This window comes from Serratia sp. HMSC15F11 (assembly GCF_001808215.1).
Lineage (GTDB): Bacteria > Pseudomonadota > Gammaproteobacteria > Enterobacterales > Enterobacteriaceae > Serratia > Serratia nevei.
In genome coordinates, this window is sequence record NZ_KV792467.1 from 67,482 (window position 1) to 86,098 (window position 18,617).

Annotated in this window: 18 protein-coding genes; 5 read left to right on the forward strand and 13 right to left on the reverse strand. The window is 61.1% G+C overall.

From position 1 onward, the window contains the following. Positions 1–153: 153 nt before the first annotated feature. Positions 154–951: a sugar/pyridoxal phosphate phosphatase YigL gene (gene yigL / locus HMPREF3138_RS15215; protein ID WP_033652427.1), complete on the reverse strand. Its 798-nt coding sequence runs from the start codon at positions 949–951 to the stop codon at positions 154–156. Positions 952–955: 4 nt separating this feature from the next. Then, positions 956–1,999, reverse strand: a complete 1,044-nt coding sequence (gene pldB / locus HMPREF3138_RS15220; protein WP_038874116.1) for a lysophospholipase L2 — start codon at positions 1,997–1,999, stop codon at positions 956–958. 147 nt (positions 2,000–2,146) lie between these two features. Here pldB and rhtB point away from each other — a divergent pair, with 147 nt between their 5' ends. After that, positions 2,147–2,767 (forward strand): homoserine/homoserine lactone efflux protein, encoded by a 621-nt coding sequence (gene rhtB / locus HMPREF3138_RS15225; protein ID WP_033645013.1) that lies wholly within the window; start codon positions 2,147–2,149, stop codon positions 2,765–2,767. Between the two features lie 48 nt (positions 2,768–2,815). Here rhtB and rhtC read toward each other — a convergent pair whose 3' ends face one another. Genes rhtC through pldA form a run of 3 tightly spaced genes read right to left on the reverse strand, consistent with a single transcriptional unit; the run spans position 2,816 to position 6,203 of the window. Further along, the gene (gene rhtC / locus HMPREF3138_RS15230) at positions 2,816–3,436 is read right to left on the reverse strand and encodes a threonine export protein RhtC (protein ID WP_016929486.1); all 621 of its coding nucleotides are present in this window, start codon (positions 3,434–3,436) and stop codon (positions 2,816–2,818) included. 12 nt (positions 3,437–3,448) lie between these two features. After that, positions 3,449–5,281, reverse strand: a complete 1,833-nt coding sequence (gene recQ, locus HMPREF3138_RS15235; protein ID WP_038874114.1) for an ATP-dependent DNA helicase RecQ — start codon at positions 5,279–5,281, stop codon at positions 3,449–3,451. A 43-nt stretch (positions 5,282–5,324) separates the two neighbouring features. After that, positions 5,325–6,203 carry a phospholipase A gene (gene pldA / locus HMPREF3138_RS15240; RefSeq protein WP_038874113.1) on the reverse strand — a complete coding sequence of 293 codons (879 nt, stop codon included), beginning with the start codon at positions 6,201–6,203 and terminating at the stop codon, positions 5,325–5,327. Between the two features lie 203 nt (positions 6,204–6,406). Between pldA and HMPREF3138_RS15245 the strand changes: the two genes are divergently transcribed. Together HMPREF3138_RS15245 and rarD are read left to right on the forward strand one after the other, a co-directional pair. Further along, a complete protein-coding gene (locus tag HMPREF3138_RS15245) occupies positions 6,407–6,877 on the forward strand; it encodes a thioesterase family protein (protein WP_033649641.1) in 471 nt (156 codons plus the stop codon). A 66-nt stretch (positions 6,878–6,943) separates the two neighbouring features. Then, positions 6,944–7,831, forward strand: a complete 888-nt coding sequence (gene rarD, locus HMPREF3138_RS15250; protein WP_038874111.1) for an EamA family transporter RarD — start codon at positions 6,944–6,946, stop codon at positions 7,829–7,831. Between the two features lie 16 nt (positions 7,832–7,847). Here the strand turns inward: rarD and corA are convergent, their stop codons facing one another. Then, the gene (gene corA, locus HMPREF3138_RS15255; protein WP_004934262.1) at positions 7,848–8,798 is read right to left on the reverse strand and encodes a magnesium/cobalt transporter CorA; all 951 of its coding nucleotides are present in this window, start codon (positions 8,796–8,798) and stop codon (positions 7,848–7,850) included. A 446-nt stretch (positions 8,799–9,244) separates the two neighbouring features. Here corA and HMPREF3138_RS15260 point away from each other — a divergent pair, with 446 nt between their 5' ends. After that, positions 9,245–9,718 carry a WbuC family cupin fold metalloprotein gene (locus HMPREF3138_RS15260; protein WP_025160392.1) on the forward strand — a complete coding sequence of 158 codons (474 nt, stop codon included), beginning with the start codon at positions 9,245–9,247 and terminating at the stop codon, positions 9,716–9,718. Positions 9,719–9,759: 41 nt separating this feature from the next. On the opposite strand, the gene uvrD is transcribed toward HMPREF3138_RS15260, so the two are convergent. The 6 genes from uvrD to HMPREF3138_RS15290 all read right to left on the reverse strand — a co-directional run bounded on the left by uvrD (position 9,760) and on the right by HMPREF3138_RS15290 (position 15,437). Next, on the reverse strand, positions 9,760–11,922 hold the full coding sequence (gene uvrD / locus HMPREF3138_RS15265; RefSeq protein WP_038874108.1) for a DNA helicase II: 2,163 nt from the start codon (positions 11,920–11,922) through the stop codon (positions 9,760–9,762). A gap of 78 nt (positions 11,923–12,000) precedes the next feature. Further along, positions 12,001–12,717 carry a 5-amino-6-(5-phospho-D-ribitylamino)uracil phosphatase YigB gene (gene yigB, locus HMPREF3138_RS15270; protein ID WP_038874105.1) on the reverse strand — a complete coding sequence of 239 codons (717 nt, stop codon included), beginning with the start codon at positions 12,715–12,717 and terminating at the stop codon, positions 12,001–12,003. Continuing rightward, on the reverse strand, positions 12,717–13,628 hold the full coding sequence (gene xerC, locus HMPREF3138_RS15275) for a tyrosine recombinase XerC (protein WP_033654013.1): 912 nt from the start codon (positions 13,626–13,628) through the stop codon (positions 12,717–12,719). Before xerC ends, yigB begins: the two co-directional genes overlap by 1 nt. Then, complete coding sequence (locus tag HMPREF3138_RS15280; RefSeq protein ID WP_038874100.1) at positions 13,625–14,338, reverse strand: DUF484 domain-containing protein; 714 nt, start codon at positions 14,336–14,338, stop codon at positions 13,625–13,627. The genes xerC and HMPREF3138_RS15280 overlap by 4 nt, the downstream gene beginning before the upstream one ends. Further along, positions 14,335–15,159: a diaminopimelate epimerase gene (dapF, locus tag HMPREF3138_RS15285; RefSeq protein ID WP_038874096.1), complete on the reverse strand. Its 825-nt coding sequence runs from the start codon at positions 15,157–15,159 to the stop codon at positions 14,335–14,337. Before dapF ends, HMPREF3138_RS15280 begins: the two co-directional genes overlap by 4 nt. Positions 15,160–15,230: 71 nt before the next feature. Next, positions 15,231–15,437 carry an LPS translocon maturation chaperone LptM gene (locus HMPREF3138_RS15290; protein WP_080213369.1) on the reverse strand — a complete coding sequence of 69 codons (207 nt, stop codon included), beginning with the start codon at positions 15,435–15,437 and terminating at the stop codon, positions 15,231–15,233. A gap of 78 nt (positions 15,438–15,515) precedes the next feature. Between HMPREF3138_RS15290 and cyaY the strand changes: the two genes are divergently transcribed. After that, entirely contained in the window at positions 15,516–15,836 is a 321-nt protein-coding gene (gene cyaY / locus HMPREF3138_RS15295) for an iron donor protein CyaY (protein WP_004934237.1), read from the forward strand. A gap of 36 nt (positions 15,837–15,872) precedes the next feature. On the opposite strand, the gene HMPREF3138_RS15300 is transcribed toward cyaY, so the two are convergent. Beyond that, positions 15,873–18,425 carry a class I adenylate cyclase gene (locus HMPREF3138_RS15300; RefSeq protein WP_038874091.1) on the reverse strand — a complete coding sequence of 851 codons (2,553 nt, stop codon included), beginning with the start codon at positions 18,423–18,425 and terminating at the stop codon, positions 15,873–15,875. Positions 18,426–18,617: the final 192 nt, after the last annotated feature.

The window sequence follows — 18,617 nt, forward strand, 5'->3', positions numbered from 1 at the left end:
GAGGAAAAAGCGTGGTTTTTCCTCCTTTGTGGATATCAGTCGAAAATCAATAAATTGATTTTCCTTATTTTTTAGCTATTGCCTGCTGTAAGCTCGCCAACGTCATTCGGTTTATCATTTACTTTAAGGGCGCCGCAAGGCGCCCTTGTTATTTCAGAGGAACATCTTGCGCAGGTAGTGCGGCACCGCGTTGTCGGCATTGGAACCGATCACCTCCAGCTCCGGCAGCATATCCTTCAGGCGCTGATGCGCATCGCGCATGATGCAGCCCTTGCCGGCCATCGACAGCATCTCCAGATCGTTCATGCCGTCGCCGAAGGCGATGCACTCTTGCAGCGTATAACCGATGATCTTGGCCACTTCTTCCAGCGCATGCCCTTTCGACACGCCGCCCGCCATCACTTCCAGGCAGGTTGGGAACGAGAAGCTGACGTTGACCCGATCGCCCCAGCGGGCGTTGATGGCGTCTTCCACCTGCAGCAACCGCTCGTGGTCTTCACAGGTGAAGTAAACCTTGCAGACGCCATCGGTTTCCAGCAGGCCCGGCTCGAACAGCTGATATTTGAACACCGACTCCTGGAAGAACTCTTCCTGCTCCGGGCTTTCGCGGTTGGTAAACCAATCGTCGTTGCGGTAGACGTTGGTGGTGATCTGCGGATCGTCGTGCAGCATGCCGTACAGATCGCGGGCGATATCCCCGTCCAGGTTATGGCTGAAGATCAGCTCGCCGGCCGTGTTGTGCACCCGCGCGCCGTTGGAGGTGATCATAAAGGCGCTGATTTCCAGGCTGTCGCGGATCTGCGCCACGTCGATGTGGTGGCGGCCGGTGGCGAACACGAAATGCACGCCTCGCTGGGTCAGCAACTTCAGCGTTTCTTTGGCGTACGGCGACAGGGTATGGTCGGGAGACAGCAGCGTGCCATCTAAATCGGAAGCGACGACGTGATACATAGCGTTATGTTCTAACCTCTGATGGAGTTGTCGGCGGCAGCGCGCCGCCTAAGTGTTGAGCAAAGAAGCGCAGGATTGCGTTCAGTGCTTCGGCGCGCATCGCGTCCCGCTCGAACAGGATCTCATGGCGTGCGCCGTTGATAACCCACGGAAGCCCCCCTTCGCAAGGGCGCCCCGCGTCTGACAGAGCCTGACAAAAAGCCTGGTGCGAACGGTTGTCGACCACCCGTTCTTCACCGGCCTGCAAAAGCAACAGCGGCGTTGTGATGTTCCCGGCCTGCGCGATGATCTGCCGGCCGGCGCGGATGCTCTCACGCACCCAATGGTAAGTCGGCCCGCCCACCTGCAGCTCGGGATAGTCGGCGTAATAACGCAGGCTGCGCCGGTAGCGCTCGCGGCTGTGGGTCAACACGTTGACCACATAGGGCAGCGGACGCCACTGGCCGGTGCCCACCGCGTAATAATCACGGATCGCCGGGCGTGTCTCCACCCAGTCGAGAATGCGGTCGGCCAGCCAGCCCGGCATCGGCAGCTGGATGCCGAACATCGGCGCGCAAAACGCCGCCGCGTCGAACGCCTGCGGCCGGCGCTGCAGGAACTGCGCCAGGATCGCGCCGCCCATCGAATGCGCCAGCGCGAAACGCTGCCGGTAACCGCGCGACTCGACCTCGCGCAGCCACAGCTGCTCGAAATCGTCCACGTAGTCGGCAAAGTTTACCACATGACCGCGGTGCGTATCCGCCAGTAAACGCCCGGAGCGCCCCTGGCCGCGATGATCGACGATCACCACGTCGTAACCGCAGTGGAACAGGTCGTAGGCCACCTCAGGGTATTTCACGTAGCTTTCGATGCGGCCGGGGCTGACCACCACCACCCGCTGATGCCGCGCGGAACGGAAACGCACAAAGCGGATCGGCACGCCGTCCACGCCGCTGAACTCGCCTTCTTCGCGCTGCCGCCAGAAATCCAGCAGCGGCCCGGTGGCGAAGGCAGCGAACTGCGTTTCACGCGTTAACCAGTCATCGGAGCTGAGAGTGAACGAGGTCATCGAGAGCGTTTTCCCTGTGGAGCCGGCGGAAAATGTGACCGCTGGCACAAGAAATCATACTAGCGTATTGTGATTCAATTCTGACAAAAAACGGCGCCGCCTCGGCGCATTGTGGCACAAAACGACACTTTCAGGGAGTCGAGAACCATGACCTTGGACTGGTGGTTAACCTACCTGCTGACCACGCTTATCCTTAGCCTCTCCCCCGGATCCGGCGCCATCAACACCATGAGCACCGGCATCAGCCACGGCTATCGCGGCGCCGCCGCGTCGATCGCCGGGCTGCAGGTCGGGCTGAGCGCGCACATCGTGCTGGTGGGCATCGGCCTCGGCGCGCTGATATCACAATCGCTGCTGGCGTTCGAGCTGCTGAAATGGCTGGGCGCCGCCTACCTGGTGTGGCTCGGCATCCAGCAATGGCGCGCCGCCGGCGCGCTGGATCTGCATGCGCTGGCGGGCAGCATGCCGCGCCGCCGCCTGTTCCGCCGCGCGGTGCTGGTCAACCTGACCAACCCGAAAAGCATCGTGTTCCTCGCCGCGCTGTTCCCGCAGTTCATCTTGCCCCATCAGCCGCAGGCCGAACAGTATCTGGTGCTCGGCGTCACCACCGTGGTGGTGGATATTCTAGTGATGATCGGTTACGCCACCCTGGCGACGCGCATCGCCGGCTGGCTGAAGACCCCGCGTCAAATGCAGCTGCTCAACCGGGTGTTCGGTTCGCTGTTCATTTTGGTGGCGGGGCTGCTGGCGACCGCCCGCAAAGCCTGACAAAAAAGGCCGGGCATCGCTGCTCGGCCTTGGGCATTTCATTGCCGGTTAGCGGGTAAAGATCAGGTGTAACCCGAAGCCGGTAAACAGCACGCCAGCCACCCCGTCTATCCACTTGGCCAACCGCTGATAACCGCGGCGCATCGCCGGCAGCGCGAACACCACCGCCACCAGGCTGAACCAGACGAAGGTCTCGGCGACGATCAGCAAGAACAGCCCCCAACGCGCCCCGGCGCCGACGCTGTCGCCGACGAACAGCGAGAACACGCTGCCGAAATAGATCACCGCTTTCGGGTTGGACAGGTTGGTCAAGAAGCCGCGAATAAAGCTGCGCCCGGCCTTCGGCAACGCCACCTGGGCCTCCGCCGCCGGCTGCGCTTGCTGCGCCCGCGCGGAACGCAGCAGTTGCCACCCCATCCAGCACAGGTAAATGCCGCCGCCGACCATGATTATCTGATGCAGCCAGGCCATCTTCTGCAGGATCAGATGCAGCCCCATCAACGCCACGCCGGCCCATACCACGATGCCGAGCGAAATGCCGACCACGCCCATCATCGCCTCGCGGCGCGAGCGGCTGGCGGCGGTCTGCGACACGAAAAAGAAGTCCGGCCCCGGGCTCATCAGCGCAATCAGATGCACCAGCGCCACGGTGAGAAACAGCATCAGCATGATTTATCGCCCTCAGTCTTCGTCATTGTCGAGATGATCGCGGATCATCGCCATAAAGGGCGCGCCGAAACGCTCCAGTTTGCGCTGCCCCACGCCGTTGACGCTCAGCAGATCGCCGGCCTTGATCGGCATCTGTTCGGCCATTTCCAGCAGCGTGGCGTCGTTGAACACCACGTAGGGTGGAATGTTTTCTTCGTCGGCGATCGACTTGCGCAGTTTGCGCAGCTTGGCGAACAGCTTGCGATCGTAATTGCCGCCGTAGGATTTCTGGTTGGCGCTGCTGCGCGACTTCAGGCTCTGAATGCGCGGCACCGCCAGCTGCAGCGCCACCTCGCCGCGCAACACCGGACGCGCCGCCTCGGTCAATTGCAGCGCCGAGTGCATGGCGATGTTCTGGGTGATAAAGCCCAGGTGGATCAGCTGACGCAGCACGCTGGTCCAGTGTTCGGTGGTCTGATCGCGGCCGATGCCGTACACCGGCAGCTTGTCGTGACCGTATTCGCGAATGCGTTGGTTGTTGGAGCCGCGCAGCACTTCCACGATGTACCCGAGGCCAAAGCGCTGGCCGACGCGATACACGCAGGACAGCGCCTTGCGCGCGTCCTCCAGCCCGTCGTAGCGCTTGGGCGGATCGAGGCAGATATCGCAGTTGCCGCAGTTTTCGTGCTTGCCTTCGCCGAAGTAGTTGAGCAGCACCAGGCGACGGCAGGTTTGCGCCTCGGCGAACGCGCCCATGGCGTTCAGCTTGTGACGCTCGATGTCCAGCTGTTGCCCGGCGGGTTTCTCCTCCAGACAGCGGCGCAGCCAGGCCATGTCGGCCGGATCGTACAGCAGGATGGCTTCGGCCGGCAGGCCGTCGCGCCCGGCGCGGCCGGTCTCCTGATAATAGGATTCGATATTGCGCGGGATGTCGAAATGCACCACGAAACGCACGTTGGGTTTGTTGATGCCCATGCCGAAGGCGACGGTGGCCACCACCACCTGCAGATCGTCACGCTGGAACGCTTCCTGCACCTGGGCGCGGCGATCGTTGTCCAGCCCCGCGTGGTAAGCGCCGACGCTCAGGCCACGGCTTTGCAGGCGCGCGGCGGTGTCTTCCACCTTGGCGCGGCTGTTGCAATAGATAATGCCGCTCTTGCCGCGCTGATCCTGCACGAAGCGCCACAGCTGATCGAGCGGCTTGAATTTTTCCACCAGCGTGTAGCGGATGTTCGGCCGGTCGAAGCTGCTGACCTGCACCAGCGGGTTCTGCAGCGACAGCAGGCGCACGATATCGCCGCGGGTGGACTCGTCGGCGGTGGCGGTCAGCGCGATCACCGGCATCGACGGGAAGCGCTGTTTCAGCTGACCCAGCGCGCGATATTCCGGCCGGAAGTCATGGCCCCACTGCGAAATACAGTGCGCCTCATCCACCGCCAGCATCGCCGGCGGACAGTGATCGAGCAGGCTGAGGAAGCTTTCCATCATCAGCCGTTCCGGCGCGATGTACAGCATCTTGATGGTGCCGTTGCGGCAGCCGGCCATAACGTCCAGCTGCTCCTCGCGGGTTTGCGTCGAGTTGTAGCAGGCGGCGGAAACGCCGTAGGCCAACAGTTGGTCGACCTGGTCCTTCATCAGCGAGATCAACGGGGAAACGACCAGCGTCAGGCCGTCCATCACCAGCGCCGGGATTTGGTAACACAGCGACTTGCCGCCGCCGGTCGGCATCACCACCAGGCAATCCTGCCCGCCGATCGCGGCGTTGATAATCGTTTGTTGGCCCGGACGGAATTGCTGGTAGCCAAAGGTATCGCGCAATACCTGCTCGGCCAGCAACTCTCTGTTAATCACTGCTGCGGTTGACACACACTTCCCCATTTTTTCATCGGTACACACCCACCGGGTATGATTACATAATATCGTTCAGCATGACACCAACGCCCACCCGTGTCTGCCGGAAGTTGTAGTCGATCAGCGATTCGCCGTAGCCGCTGAACACCTGGGTATAGAAGCGCACGTTGCGGGTAATCGGATAGCTCCAGCCCAGTTCCGCGCCGCCGTAGCCGCTGTTCCAGTTGTAGTGGCTGTCGACGCTGAACACGCTGTCGCCCCAGGCGTAACCGACCTTCAGCCGGTAGTATCCCATGTATTTGGTGATGTCCGGGTTGTCGTCGTTGCTCGAGCTCTCCGAGAAACGGAACCAGGGCTTGAGATCCACCTGCCAGTTGCCGTTTTGCGCCATCAGCCGCGCATAGCCGCGATTCCAGCTGCGCGACGTCGGATCCGAGCGGCCGTTAGACTGATGATTAACGCCGATTTCAACATCGCGCAGCGTCCAACCGGCAAAGCGGTAATCGGTCGCCCACCCCACGAACAGCTGCGGCTCGTAGTTGGTTTCGCGGAACGGCGAAGACTCGCCGCGGTTGGACAATTGCCACCAGGAGCGCTGAGTATAAGACGCGCCGAGCACCGAGCTGTCGCCGGCAATGCCCCGCCACAGCGGAAACGCCAGGCTAAGCTGGTATTTCACCTCGTCCTTGCGCGCCTTGTCGGCCCAGTTGTACGTCTTGATGGCCTCTTTGTTGATATCGCTGGTGTCGGTGTACAGCAGGTAATTGGGATCGTAAGGATACAGCGTGAACGGATTATCGTGCTCCTGCAGCAGGTTGGCGATAATGCTGCCGCGCACCGCCGGCTTATCGTGAATCTGCTGCTCTTTGGCTTCCTCAGCCAATGCCAGCGCCGGCATCAGCAGCGTGGCGGAAACGATCCCTGACAAAATGCGCATAACCTCTCCTCACTCCAACGAAAAAGGGCAAGCCCGGAAAAAATCAGGCCATTTTACACACAAAGGGGGCTTTACCGCAGCGCAGGTCGGTTTTATTGGAATAGTCTGGTAAGCAACAAAGGTTAAGCATAAAATCAACACTCCATTAACCTGGACTGACCAGTTAGCTCCCTTAAAACGCAAAAGAAAAACGGAAACCCGCTATGTCGACCACACCACTGACCCTGGAAGCCGCCCGCCGCAAGATCGGCGAAATCTTTGTCTACCACATGCCGTTCAACCGCGAGCTTGGCCTGGAGCTGCGCCGCTTCGACGATGATTACGTCGAGCTGAGCTTCACCAACCAACGCAAGCTGGTGGGCAACGCGGCACAGGAAATTCTGCACGGTGGCGTGATCGCCGCAGTGCTTGACGTCGCCGCCGGATTGGCCTGCGCCGGCGGCGTGCTGACGCGCCTGGAGCCGCTGATCGAAGAGGAGATCGCCGCCAAGCTGTCGCGCATGGGCACCATCGATCTGCGCGTCGACTACCTGCGCCCCGGCCGCGGCGAGCACTTCGTCGCCTCCGCCAGCGTGCTGCGCAGCGGCAACAAGGTCGCCGTCGCGCGCGTAGAGCTGCATAACCACGACGGCCTGCATATCGCGAGCGCCACCGCCACCTATCTGGTCGGCTGATGATTGTGTGCGGTGAGCGTCTTCAGTACACTCACCGCATCTTACGTTCCCCACCCGAGTGACGTCATGGACGCAAAGCAAACGCGTCAGGGTATTTTCTTCGCCCTGGCCGCCTATTTTATGTGGGGCATCGCCCCGGCCTATTTCAAACTGATTCAGCAAGTGCCCGCCGATGAGATCCTCACCCACCGGATCATCTGGTCGTTTTTCTTCATGCTGGCGCTGATCTCGCTGGGCCGCAGCTGGCCGAAAGTGCGGGCCGCCTGTCAAAATCGCAAACGGCTGCTGCTGCTGGCGGTCACCGCGCTGTTGATCGGCGGCAACTGGCTGCTGTTCATCTGGGCGGTGAACAACCACCATATGCTCGAGGCCAGCCTGGGCTACTTCATCAACCCGCTGGTTAACGTGCTGTTGGGGATGCTGTTTCTCGGCGAACGCTTCCGCCGCATGCAGTGGGTGGCGGTGGCGCTGGCGTTCACCGGGGTGCTGGTACAGCTCTGGCAGTTCGGCTCGTTGCCGATCATCGGTCTGGGGCTGGCGTTCAGCTTCGCCTTCTACGGCCTGCTGCGCAAGAAAATCGCCATCGACGCCCAGACCGGCATGCTGATCGAAACGCTGTGGCTGCTGCCGGTGGCGGCGGGCTATCTGTTCCTGTTCACCGACAGCCCCACCAGCCACCTTAGCGCCAACCCGTGGTCGCTGAACCTGCTGCTGGTCGCCGCCGGCATCGTCACCACCGTGCCGCTGCTGTGCTTCACCGCGGCGGCCACCCGGCTGCGCCTGTCGACGCTCGGTTTCTTCCAGTATCTCGGCCCGACGCTGATGTTCCTGCTGGCGGTCACCTTCTACGGCGAAACCGTCGGCCAGGACAAGCTGGTGACCTTCGGCTTTATCTGGGCGGCGCTGATCCTGTTCACCCTCGACGCGCTCTATACCCAGCGCAAGCTGCGCTGAGCCCGGCGCCGCCGGGTTACAGCCAGTTCTTGCGCTTGAAGTACAGGTAAGGGGCCAGGCCGGCCAGGATCATCAAGGTGATGGCACCCGGGTAGCCGAACGACCATTTCAGCTCCGGCATGAATTCGAAGTTCATGCCGTAGCTGGAGGCCACCAGCGTTGGCGGCAGGAACACCACCGACACCACCGAGAAGATCTTGATGATGCGGTTCTGCTCAATGTTGATGAAGCCCATCGCCGCCTGCATCAGGAAGTTCACCTTCTGGAACAGCGATTCGTTGTGCGGCAGCAGGGATTCGATGTCGCGCAGCACTTCACGCGCCTGCTCCAGCTGGCCGGTCGGCAGACGCGCCTTGCGCACCAGGAAGTTGAGCGCGCGCTGGGTATCCATCAGACACAAACGCACCTTCCAGCCGATATCTTCCAGCTCCGCCAGCGTCGACAGCGCGGCGTCGTATTCGTCGCCCTGATGCCCTTCCATGATCACCCGGCTGAGCTGTTCCAGATCGCTGTAGATGTTCTCTATCTCGTCCGCCAACTGCTCAATCTTGGTTTCGAACAGATCCAGCAGCAGTTCGTAGGCGTTGCCTTCGAGCATGGTCTGGTTGCGGGCACGCATGCGGTACAGGCGAAACGCCGGCAGTTCACGCTCGCGCAGGGTATACAGGCGGCCATCGCGGATGGTGAACGCCACCGTGGAGTTGCCGGCGTGATCTTCCGCATCTTCAAAGTAGAAGAAGGAGTGGATATGCAGACCGTCTTCGTCTTCGAAGAAACGGGCGGAGGCTTCGATGTCGTCCAGCTCGGGACGCGTCGCCAGGCTTTGTCCCAGCTCATTCTGCACGCGCTCACGCTCGCCCTCTTCCGGCTCGACCAGGTCAACCCACAGCGATGACGTGAGATCATCCGAGTCGTCCAGCTCCAGACGGGACAAGCGGCGGTTATCTAATTTAAAAGCGCTCAGCATGTGCCAAAACTCCGTGAAGGTAACGGGTGTGGACAACGCGTTGAAGCACAGAAACAGAGGGGATGCGTATCACCGATTTGTTTCAGACCATGAAGAGATCTGACTCATAGCGACGCTTTGCGGGGTCGCCGACAACCACGAAGGCTATCAGCAAAAACGGAGAGCCTTAGAAGTTATACCTGCGGCGCAGGTCAGTGAGCCAGTATCTACTGGGTGTGTCCAAGGCGTCTGTCCTCAATGATAATAGTGCGCGCATGTTACGCCGAGAGGAAAAAGCCTGTCAACACGTTAGGCGGGATAATTGCGCAACAAATCATCACGATGATCAATGGTAAAAATGGCGCTTAAACCGTGCTGAAAAAAGTCGCGGCGATCGCTTACCACCACCAAGAATGTTGTTAAGATGACATCACCCTAATGGTACGACAAGCATGCGGATTTAAATGATGAAACAGATTACCGCCCATGAACTGACCGCGATGAGCGAACAGGCCGCCAGCGTGGCCCGCCTGCGCGCGCACCGCACTTTACACGAAGAGTTGAGCGACCCGGTGCAACGCCTGGCGATCGCCATGGAACCCGGCACCTATATCCGCCCGCACCGTCACCCGCAAACCTGGGAATTGCTGACGCCGCTGCGCGGCCGTTTTGTCGTGCTGCAGTTCAACGATGACGGCGTCGTGACGCAGCGCACCCTGCTCGGCGAAGAAACCAAAGTGCTGGAGATGCCGGCATTTACCTGGCATGCGGTGCTGTCGGTCGATGCCGGCGGCGTGGTGTTCGAAGTGAAGCAGGGCCCGTATCAGGCGCTGACCGAAGAGGACTGCATGCAATGGGCGCCGCAGGAAGGCGGCGAAGGCACCGAAGCGGTGATGCGCTGGTATGCCACCGCGCAGGTCGGCGATCGCTACCCTCACTGATAACGATTGCAGGGGCGTGCCCCTGCAACTCTCCCCGCTCTTTATACCGTTTCCAGGCGAGCGTAGGCCGCCACCAGCCACTTGATGCCCTCGCCCGGGAAAGCGATCTGCAGCCGGCTGTGCTCGCCGCTGCCCTCCAGATTGACGATGGTGCCTTCGCCAAACTTGGGGTGGCGCACGCGCTGGCCCAGCTTGTAGCCGGTATCGTTCTCACTGATCGGCGTGCCCATGCGGCGGTGATTGACCGGGCGCGATACGCTGGCGCGCAGGCGCACTTCTTCCACGCACTCTTCCGGCAGCTCGCCGATAAAGCGCGACGGCCGGTGGTAAACCTCTTTGCCGTACAGACGGCGCGTTTCGGCATAGGTCAGCGTCAGCTTCTGCATGGCGCGCGTTACGCCCACATAGGCCAGGCGGCGCTCCTCCTCCAGACGGCCGCCTTCATCCAGCGACATCTGGCTCGGGAACATGCCTTCTTCCATGCCGACGATAAACACCAGCGGGAACTCCAGGCCCTTGGCGGAGTGCAGGGTCATCAGCTGCACCGCGTCCTGATAGGCGTCGGCCTGGCCTTCGCCCGCCTCCAGCGCCGCATGCGACAGGAACGCCTGCAGCGGCATCAGATCCTGATCTTCTTCCTGATAGCTGAACTGGCGCGTTGCCGTCACCAATTCCTCAAGGTTTTCGATGCGCGCCTGCCCCTTTTCGCCTTTCTCCTGCTCATACATGATGAACAGCCCGGAATCGCGGATCACCCGGTCGGTCTGCACGTGGAGCGGCATGTCGGCGGTTTCATGCGCCAGCGACTCCACCAGTTCGATAAAGCGCTGCAGCGCCGACGCGGCGCGGCCGGCCAACACTTTGTCCTGCATCAGCTCGCGCGTCGCCTGCCACAGCGTCAGCTGACGATCGCGCGCCGCCTGGCGCACCACGTCGAGGGTACGATCGCCGATGCCGCGCGTCGGGGTGTTGACCACGCGCTCGAAGGCCGCATCGTCGTTGCGGTTGGAAATGAGGCGCAGGTAAGCCAGCGCATCCTTGATTTCCTGGCGTTCGAAGAAGCGCTGGCCGCCGTAGATGCGGTACGGCATCGCCGTCTGCAGCAGCGCCTCTTCCAGCACGCGCGACTGGGCGTTGCTGCGGTACAGGATGGCGCAGTCGTTCAGCGCCCCGCCGTTGTCCTGCCAGGTCTTGATGCGGTTGACCACGAAGCGCGCTTCGTCGAGTTCGTTGAAGGCACAGTAGATGGAGATCGGTTCGCCTTCGCCGCCTTCGGTCCACAGGTTTTTGCCCATGCGCCCGTCGTTGTTGGCGATCAGGGTGTTGGCCGCTTTCAGGATGTTGCTGGTGGAACGGTAGTTCTGCTCCAGGCGGATGGTTTCCGCACCGGGGAAATCTTTCAGGAAGCGCTGGATGTTTTCCACCTGCGCGCCGCGCCAGCCGTAGATCGACTGGTCATCGTCACCGACGATCATCACGTTGCTGTTGCCGCCCGCCAGCAGACGGATCCAGGCGTACTGGATGCTGTTGGTATCCTGGAATTCGTCCACCAGCACGTTGGTGAAACGTTCGCGGTAGTGGTTGAGGATATGCGGCTTGTTCAACCACAGCTCGTGTGCGCGCAGCAGCAGCTCGGCGAAATCCACCAGCCCCGCGCGATCGCAGGCTTCCTGATAGGCCTGATAGATGCGCAGCCAGGTGGCCTCTACCGGATTGTTGTAGGTCTCGACGTGCTGTGGCCGCAGGCCCTCGTCTTTCTTGCCGTTGATGTACCACATCGCCTGACGCGGCGGCCACTGCTTCTCGTCGACGTTCAGCGCCTTGATGATGCGCTTGAGCAGCCGCAGCTGGTCGTCGCTGTCGAGGATCTGGAAATCCTGCGGCAGGTTGGCTTCCAGGTGGTGGGCGCGCAACAGACGATGCGCCAGGCCGTGGAAAGTGCCGATCCACATGCCGCCCTGGCTGGTGCCGATCAGATGTTCGATACGGTGGCGCATTTCCGCCGCCGCCTTATTGGTGAAGGTCACCGCCATAATCGAATACGGCGAACAGTTCTCCACCGACAGCAGCCAGGCGATGCGATGCACCAGTACCCGGGTCTTGCCGCTGCCCGCCCCGGCCAGAACCAACAGGTTGCTGCGCGGCGCCGCCACGGCTTCACGTTGTTTTTCATTCAGGCTGTCGAGCAGATCGGAGACGTCCATAGGCACCACTAATGGTTAAGGGAAAACCCGCCGCTGACGGGTTTTTCACTGGAAATTTATACAGAGTTCTGGCAGGGATTATAACAATGCTGTCAGCGATGCCAACTGCGAAATCTCAATATGCGGCAGCAGGCGGCTGTCGGCAGCCTGCATCAAGCAGCGTTGCCGATCGTTGATCCAACAGGCCTGCAGCCCCGCGCGCAGCGCACCGGCGACGTCGGTAGTCAGATCGTCGCCCACGTGCAGGATCTGCTCGGGCGCCACGCCCAGCCGCTCGACGGCCAGGTGGTACATGTCCTGGTACGGTTTGGCGCGCCCGTCCGGCCCGGAGCGCAGCACGAACTGGAAATAGCCGTCCAGGCCACACTGTGCCGGATCGGCGTTGCCGTTGGTGATCGCCACCAGCGGATAGCGCGCGGCCAGCGCCTTTAGCGTGGCGTGGGTCGCTTCCGGTACCTCGATGCGGCTGCGCCACAGCGCGAAGTTTTGCATCGCCGCATCGGCCCCGATCGCCGCGTCGGCATCGCGCAGCCCCTGCCGGCTCAGCGCCAGATGAATGGCGCGCCAGCGCCACTGGGTGACGTCGTGGTAGATCTCCGGATCCTGTTCGCGCAGCTCCTGGCGCAGGCGGTGGAAATCCGCCGACTGGAAGCTGTTCAGACCGGGATGGTAGCTCTGCAGGAAGGCCACCGACTGTTGTTCGGTCTGTCTAATCACCGGGCGATTGTCATACAGCGTGTCGTCCAGATCGAAAGTCAACGCCGCCAGCGGGCGCAGCGGGCGATAAAAATGCATCAGGATTTCCCCCGTTTGGCGCGCGGATGCGCGGCATCGTACACGTTCGCCAGATGTTGAAAGTCGAGGTGGGTATAAATTTGCGTGGTGGTCAGGTTGGCGTGGCCGAGCAGCTCCTGCACCGCGCGCAGATCGCCGCTCGACTCCAGCATGTGGGTAGCGAAGGAGTGGCGCAGCTTGTGCGGGTGGATATGGCTGTTGACGCCCTGTTTCACACCCCATTCGGCGAAGCGCTTTTGCACGTTGCGCGTCGAAATGCGCCGCCCCTGATTGGACAGGAACATCGCGTCATCTTCCGGCCCGAACAGATCGCGCATCGCCAGCCAGTGTTCCAGCCAGGTGACGGCGGTGCGCCCGATCGGCAATTTGCGCTCTTTGCTGCCTTTCCCCATCACCCACACCTCGCCGGCGGCCATGTCGACATGGCGGCAATCCAGCCCCACCAGCTCGGAGAGGCGCAGGCCGGCGCCGTACATCACCTCCAGCATGGCGCGATCGCGCACCGCCAGCGGATCGTTGAGATCGATCTCCAGCAGCTGGTTCATTTCATCGACGTCGATGTTTTTCGGCAGATGGCGGCCGCTACGCGGCGTGCGGATGCCTTTGGCGGGGTTGGCGTGCAATACGCCCTGGCTGACCAGCCAGTCGAGGAAACTGCGCAACGAAGAGAGCCGCAGCGCCAGGCTGGCGGACTGCAGGCCGGCGCGTTTGCTGCGCGCCGCCAGCATGCGCACCCGGGCGGCGTCCAGCGCCGTCCAGTCGGTGACGCCGATCTCCTGCGCCAGGCGCATCAGCGCCGCCAGCTGGCGCGAATAGCTGAGCTGCGTCAGCGGGCTGAGTTGCCGTTCTACCTTGAGATAACGCAGAAAAGCGTCCACCGGCTGCTGCAAGCTGGGCGCAATCGGCGTCATGCGCGTTCGACCCAGCGTTCCAGCAGTTCCGGCAGCATGCGCGCCAGTTGATTGAGCATCACCGTGCCCATGCCCTGCTGATAGTGTTGCGTATCGCGGCTGCTGAAGATCACCATGCCCAGTTCGCCGTCGTCGCCCAGCATCGACAGCGCCACCGAGCCAATCTGGCCAATCTGTTTGGCCTGCGGCAACAGCAGCAGCAGTTCGGGGCCGTTCAGGCCGCCGAGGTAGTGTTGTTCGCTGCCCAGCCGCTGAATGCGGAACGGCTCGAACGCCGAACGCGTCAGCGCCAGGTGGGTGAAGTCGGAAGGCGCGCCGATCTTCCAGCGTTCGGCAAACAGGCGCACCGTAGCACCGGCCAAACCGAAGCCGCGCGCCCAGCGCTGCAGCCGGTTGAGCATGTCCTGCAGGCTGTCGGCGGTGGCCAAATCGGCCTGCAGGTGCAGCAACCGGGCGAACAGCCCTTCGTTGGCGCTGGCCTGTTCCATCAACAGCGTGATCTCTTCTTCCAGCCGTTCGATGTGATTGCGCTGGCGGGCCAGATGCCATTCCACCAGCGAAACGGTGCCGCGCACCGGGTGCGGCACGCGCATCTGCTCAACCTGGCGTGCGTTGCGAATAAAGAAATCCGGGTTCTGCAGCAGATACTGCATCACGGTGTCGTCATCCAGCGCCAGGCCGGCGACGCTCTGTTCTTCTACGCTCTTCATAGATGAATAAATCCGTCATAGACATGGGTTGCCGGGCCGGTCATAAACAGCGGGTTGCCCGGCCCTTTCCAGCGAATATGCAGGCTGCCGCCCGGCAGTTCTACATGCACCTCTTCTGACAGCAATTCCTGTTGGATCCCCACCGCCACCGCCGCACAGGCGCCGCTGCCGCAGGCCTGCGTTTCGCCGGCGCCGCGCTCGTAAACGCGCAGCTTGATGTGATCGCGGCTGACCACCTGCATAAAGCCGATGTTGGCCCGTTCCGGGAAGCGCTCATGCCCTTCCAGCACCGGCCCAAGCAGCTCCACCTTGGCGGTTTTTACATCATCCACCTGCAAAACACAATGCGGGTTGCCCATCGACACCACGCCGCACAGCACGGTCTGTTCCGCCACGCGCATGATGTAGGTCTTTTCGGCCTTGGCGGCGCGGAACGGCACCGCCTGCGGATCGAAGTTCGGCTCGCCCATGTTGACGCACACCAGATCGTCGTCGGTGACGCTGAGCACCATGCGCCCGGTTTGGGTGCTGACGCGGATATCGCGCTTGTTGGTCAGCCCTTTCAGCCGCACAAAGCGCGCGAAGCAGCGCGCGCCGTTGCCGCACTGCGCCACTTCGCTGCCATCGGCGTTGAAAATTCGGTAGTGAAAATCCAGCTCGGGATCGTAAGGCGGTTCTACCACCAGCATCTGGTCAAAGCCGACGCCCAGGTGCCGATCGGCCAGCCGGCGGATCAGCTCAGGTGAAAAATAGACATTCTGTGTAACGGCATCGACCACCATAAAGTCGTTGCCCAGACCGTGCATTTTGGAGAACTGCATATCATACTCCGCTATCTGGACGCGCTATCCGTCTTGATTTTGCGGCGGCGCTCGCCACCGCAAACAGGGTGTTACTGGTCGACCATCGACGGTTTTTGCTGAGAGCCAGACTGCTCCTGCTGGTTCTTTTGCACCTGATCGCCCGTTTGCACCGGCGGCTTGGCCGGTTTTTGGCCGGCGGAATCGGCAGGTGGGAAGTAAAGCGGGCCCTTCAGACCACAGCCGGCGAGGCCGGTCAGCAGAACTGCGATCAGCGCATAGCGTAGTTGTTTTTTCATTTGCATTAATGCCTGTAATTCATGCGTCCAAGGTCTCTATAATCGCAGGTGGATCATGAAAAGCAATAGGAATTGAATATGAACGACAGCGAGTTTCATCAGTTGGCCGACCAGCTGATGCTGAATATTGAAGAGACACTGGACGATTTTGACGGCGATGCGGACATCGATTACGAAACCAATGGCGGGGTGATGACGCTGAGCTTCGAAAACGGCACCAAAATTGTCATCAACCGCCAGGAGCCGCTGCACCAGGTTTGGCTCGCCACCAAGGCCGGCGGTTACCACTTCAACTACCGCGACGGCGTCTGGCTATGCGATCGCAGCGGGCAGCCGTTTTATCAGCTGCTCAGCGAAGCGGCCAGCGCACAGGCCGGTGAGGAACTGCATTTTTCCTGAGGCGATGCAGGGCTCGGCAACCGAGCCCTTGCGGCGTCAATGCAGCTGGAACTGCTGTTTGAGCGGCTGCGCGGCGCCATCGGCCACCGTCACGCACAGGCTGGACAGCACGTTGCTGCGGAATGGGATCACCTGCGTGCGCCCGTCGAGCTGCACGATCTGATAGAACTGCGGCAGGTTGAAGTTGATGAAGCTGGAGCCGTAGGTAAAACGATCGTGCGATGAGGAGTAGAAGCGGCTGACGTCGCGCACCAGCTCCTCTTTACTGCCCTCGCAGTGGTGATACACCTCCACCCGATTCGACTCGTCCAGAATATAGATGTTGAAGCCCTTGTCGTCCGAGGTGTCTTCGAAGAAGAACTGGATGATCCCCTCGCTGGCGAAGCCATCCACCACCGGCGGCAGATGCACCTGATCGGTTTCCACCTTGATAGACAGGCCGTGCAGCTTGTTGTTGGAGATCGCACCGTAAAACTCCACCGCGTTCTCCAACTTTTGCACCGACACACTCAGGCGCTCGAAGAACAGCCCCCAGGTCTGCCCGGCGACGCGTACCGCCTTGAAGCGGCCGGGCTCCAGGCGGGTGCTGGACAGGCGCAGCTCAATGCACTCCGACACCAACTGCTGGATGCGGGTGCGGATCAGGCCGCGCAGGTGCTGGCTGTAGCAGAACACTTCCACCGACTCCGGCGGCGCGGCGTCCTGGTGCATTTTGCCGAGAATGGTTTTCAGCGCTTCCAGCACCGACTGTTCGCCGCTGAAATGCAGGGTGCGCACTTCGTTCCAAGAGTTGCGATACAGCAGATCGATGCTGCCCACCAGGCACTGCTGCTGCTGGCCGAAGCTGAACACGTCCAGCTTGCGGAAATCGAAGTGCACCACCTGATTGCGGAAGGCGGCGGTCGGATCGTTTTCCAGATTGACGATGATCGCCAGATGGCGAATTTCGCACGGGCTGTACAGCGCTTTCGGCGTCGGCGCCGGCAGGCGCAGCGGGAAATGATGAGAAACGTCGGCCACCAGTTCCTGCAGCTTGGCGGTGTCGCACAGGTTGCCGCTCTTGATGTGCAGGCGGGTCTGCGGGGTCAGCAGGCCGTTGAAATAGGCCCAGGCCACCAGCTTGTTCAGGTAGCGGTTATATTCCAGCGGCTGATGGCTGACGATCGAATCCATGGCCGGCGCCTGATTATACAGGTACCAGCCGGTGCGGTTGGCGCGGCCTACCGGCACGTGAATAAAGGTTAAATCGTTTTCCGACAGGTCCGGCGAAATCTGCGGGTTCACCAGCGTCACCTTGCCGGGCAGCGCCTCGAACGCCGCGTACAGTTTGCGGGTCAGCACGCCGATATCCTGCGGGCTGGCGCTGACGCTGAGGTTGTTGCGGCGGGCGAAACGGATCAGGTTGCGGTAGCTCTGCATCATCGCGTCGAGCAACTCGTTATGCGCTTCACGCACCCGTTCGATTTTCCAGTTGGCGCGGTTGTCCAGCATCGCCAGACGCTCTTCGCTCCAGCCCCACTCGCTGACCAGCTGGCTGAGGATCTCGCGCCGCCAGCCGACGCAGGCCTTGGCCAGCGACAGCTTTTCACACACTTTCAGGTAGAAACAGCGGCGGGCCAGATCGAGGCGGGTGGTATCGTTGATGTCGGTCAGGTAACGGGTCACGCGCTCGAGCATCATGCAATAGGCATCGAGCCCGAAGCTGACGATCTCCCCCTGATGCAGGCGGTGTTTGATGTCCGTCGCCAGCAGCTGGGTATTGGGGTATTCCCAGGAATAGGCTTCCAGCAGCAGGGTCTTCAGCACTGCCTTGTAAGGCGAATCGATGCTCTTGTACAGCTGCCACAGGCTGGCGCCGAAGTACTCTTCCGCCGACAGCGAACTCAGGCCGCCGAGATCAAGCCACTCGTTCGGCGTCAGCGCGCCCTGCGCGTACAGCGACAGCACGTATTCATCGTAGTGCGCTTCTTCTTCGCCCGGCACCATGTTCCACAGGATGCGTTTGCCGGCCAGGCGCACCGCTGTGCGGTAGAATTCGTCGAGCAACAGGATATGCTGCGTCGAGCCGCAGTCTTCGCCGCCCAGGCTACCGCTTTCATTATGGCGGAAGCGGTTTTCGTCGATCAGGAAGAAGCTGACTTCCACCCCCATCGAGGCGGCCCACTTCTCAAGCAGGCTGCATTTTTGCTGCAGGCGGGAGCGTTCCTCGTTGTCCAGCCAGGACTGGTGGCAGACCCAGATATCGAGATCCGAGCTGCAGCTTTGGCCGATAGACGAGGTGCTGCCCATCGAGTAGACGCCGGTGATCGGCAGCTCGCCGCTGGCCGGTTTGTCAAACGGGCTGCCCCATTTGTCTTCTAAATCGTTCAGGTAATCTTGTTGAGTTTCATCAGGCGTGTAGAGGCAAATGCCGTGGGGAACGTTACCGTTCAGGTAACCCGGCATCAGCGGGTGGTGGTGGTGCAGTAAGGTGGGCAGCAGACTGTATACCCGTTGAAATGCGGGCTTCATAGCCGCTAGGGCGCGATCGACGCGTAGCTGATTGATCGCATCCAGTCTCTGCTTCAATGTCTCGATGTAGAGGTACAAGACGTCTCGCCTGATTATCCCGGTGTTTAGAAAAAAACCCGTATTCCATAAGCGCCGTTAGTGTAAGAAGAATATTTGGCGACTTATTGCTGGAAACGTGATCAATTTAACACCTTGCTGATTGACCGTAAAGGAGGTAACGCTTCACAATTATTGTAGCGCTTCCCTAAACGATTTACCCGCAGTGTTAAC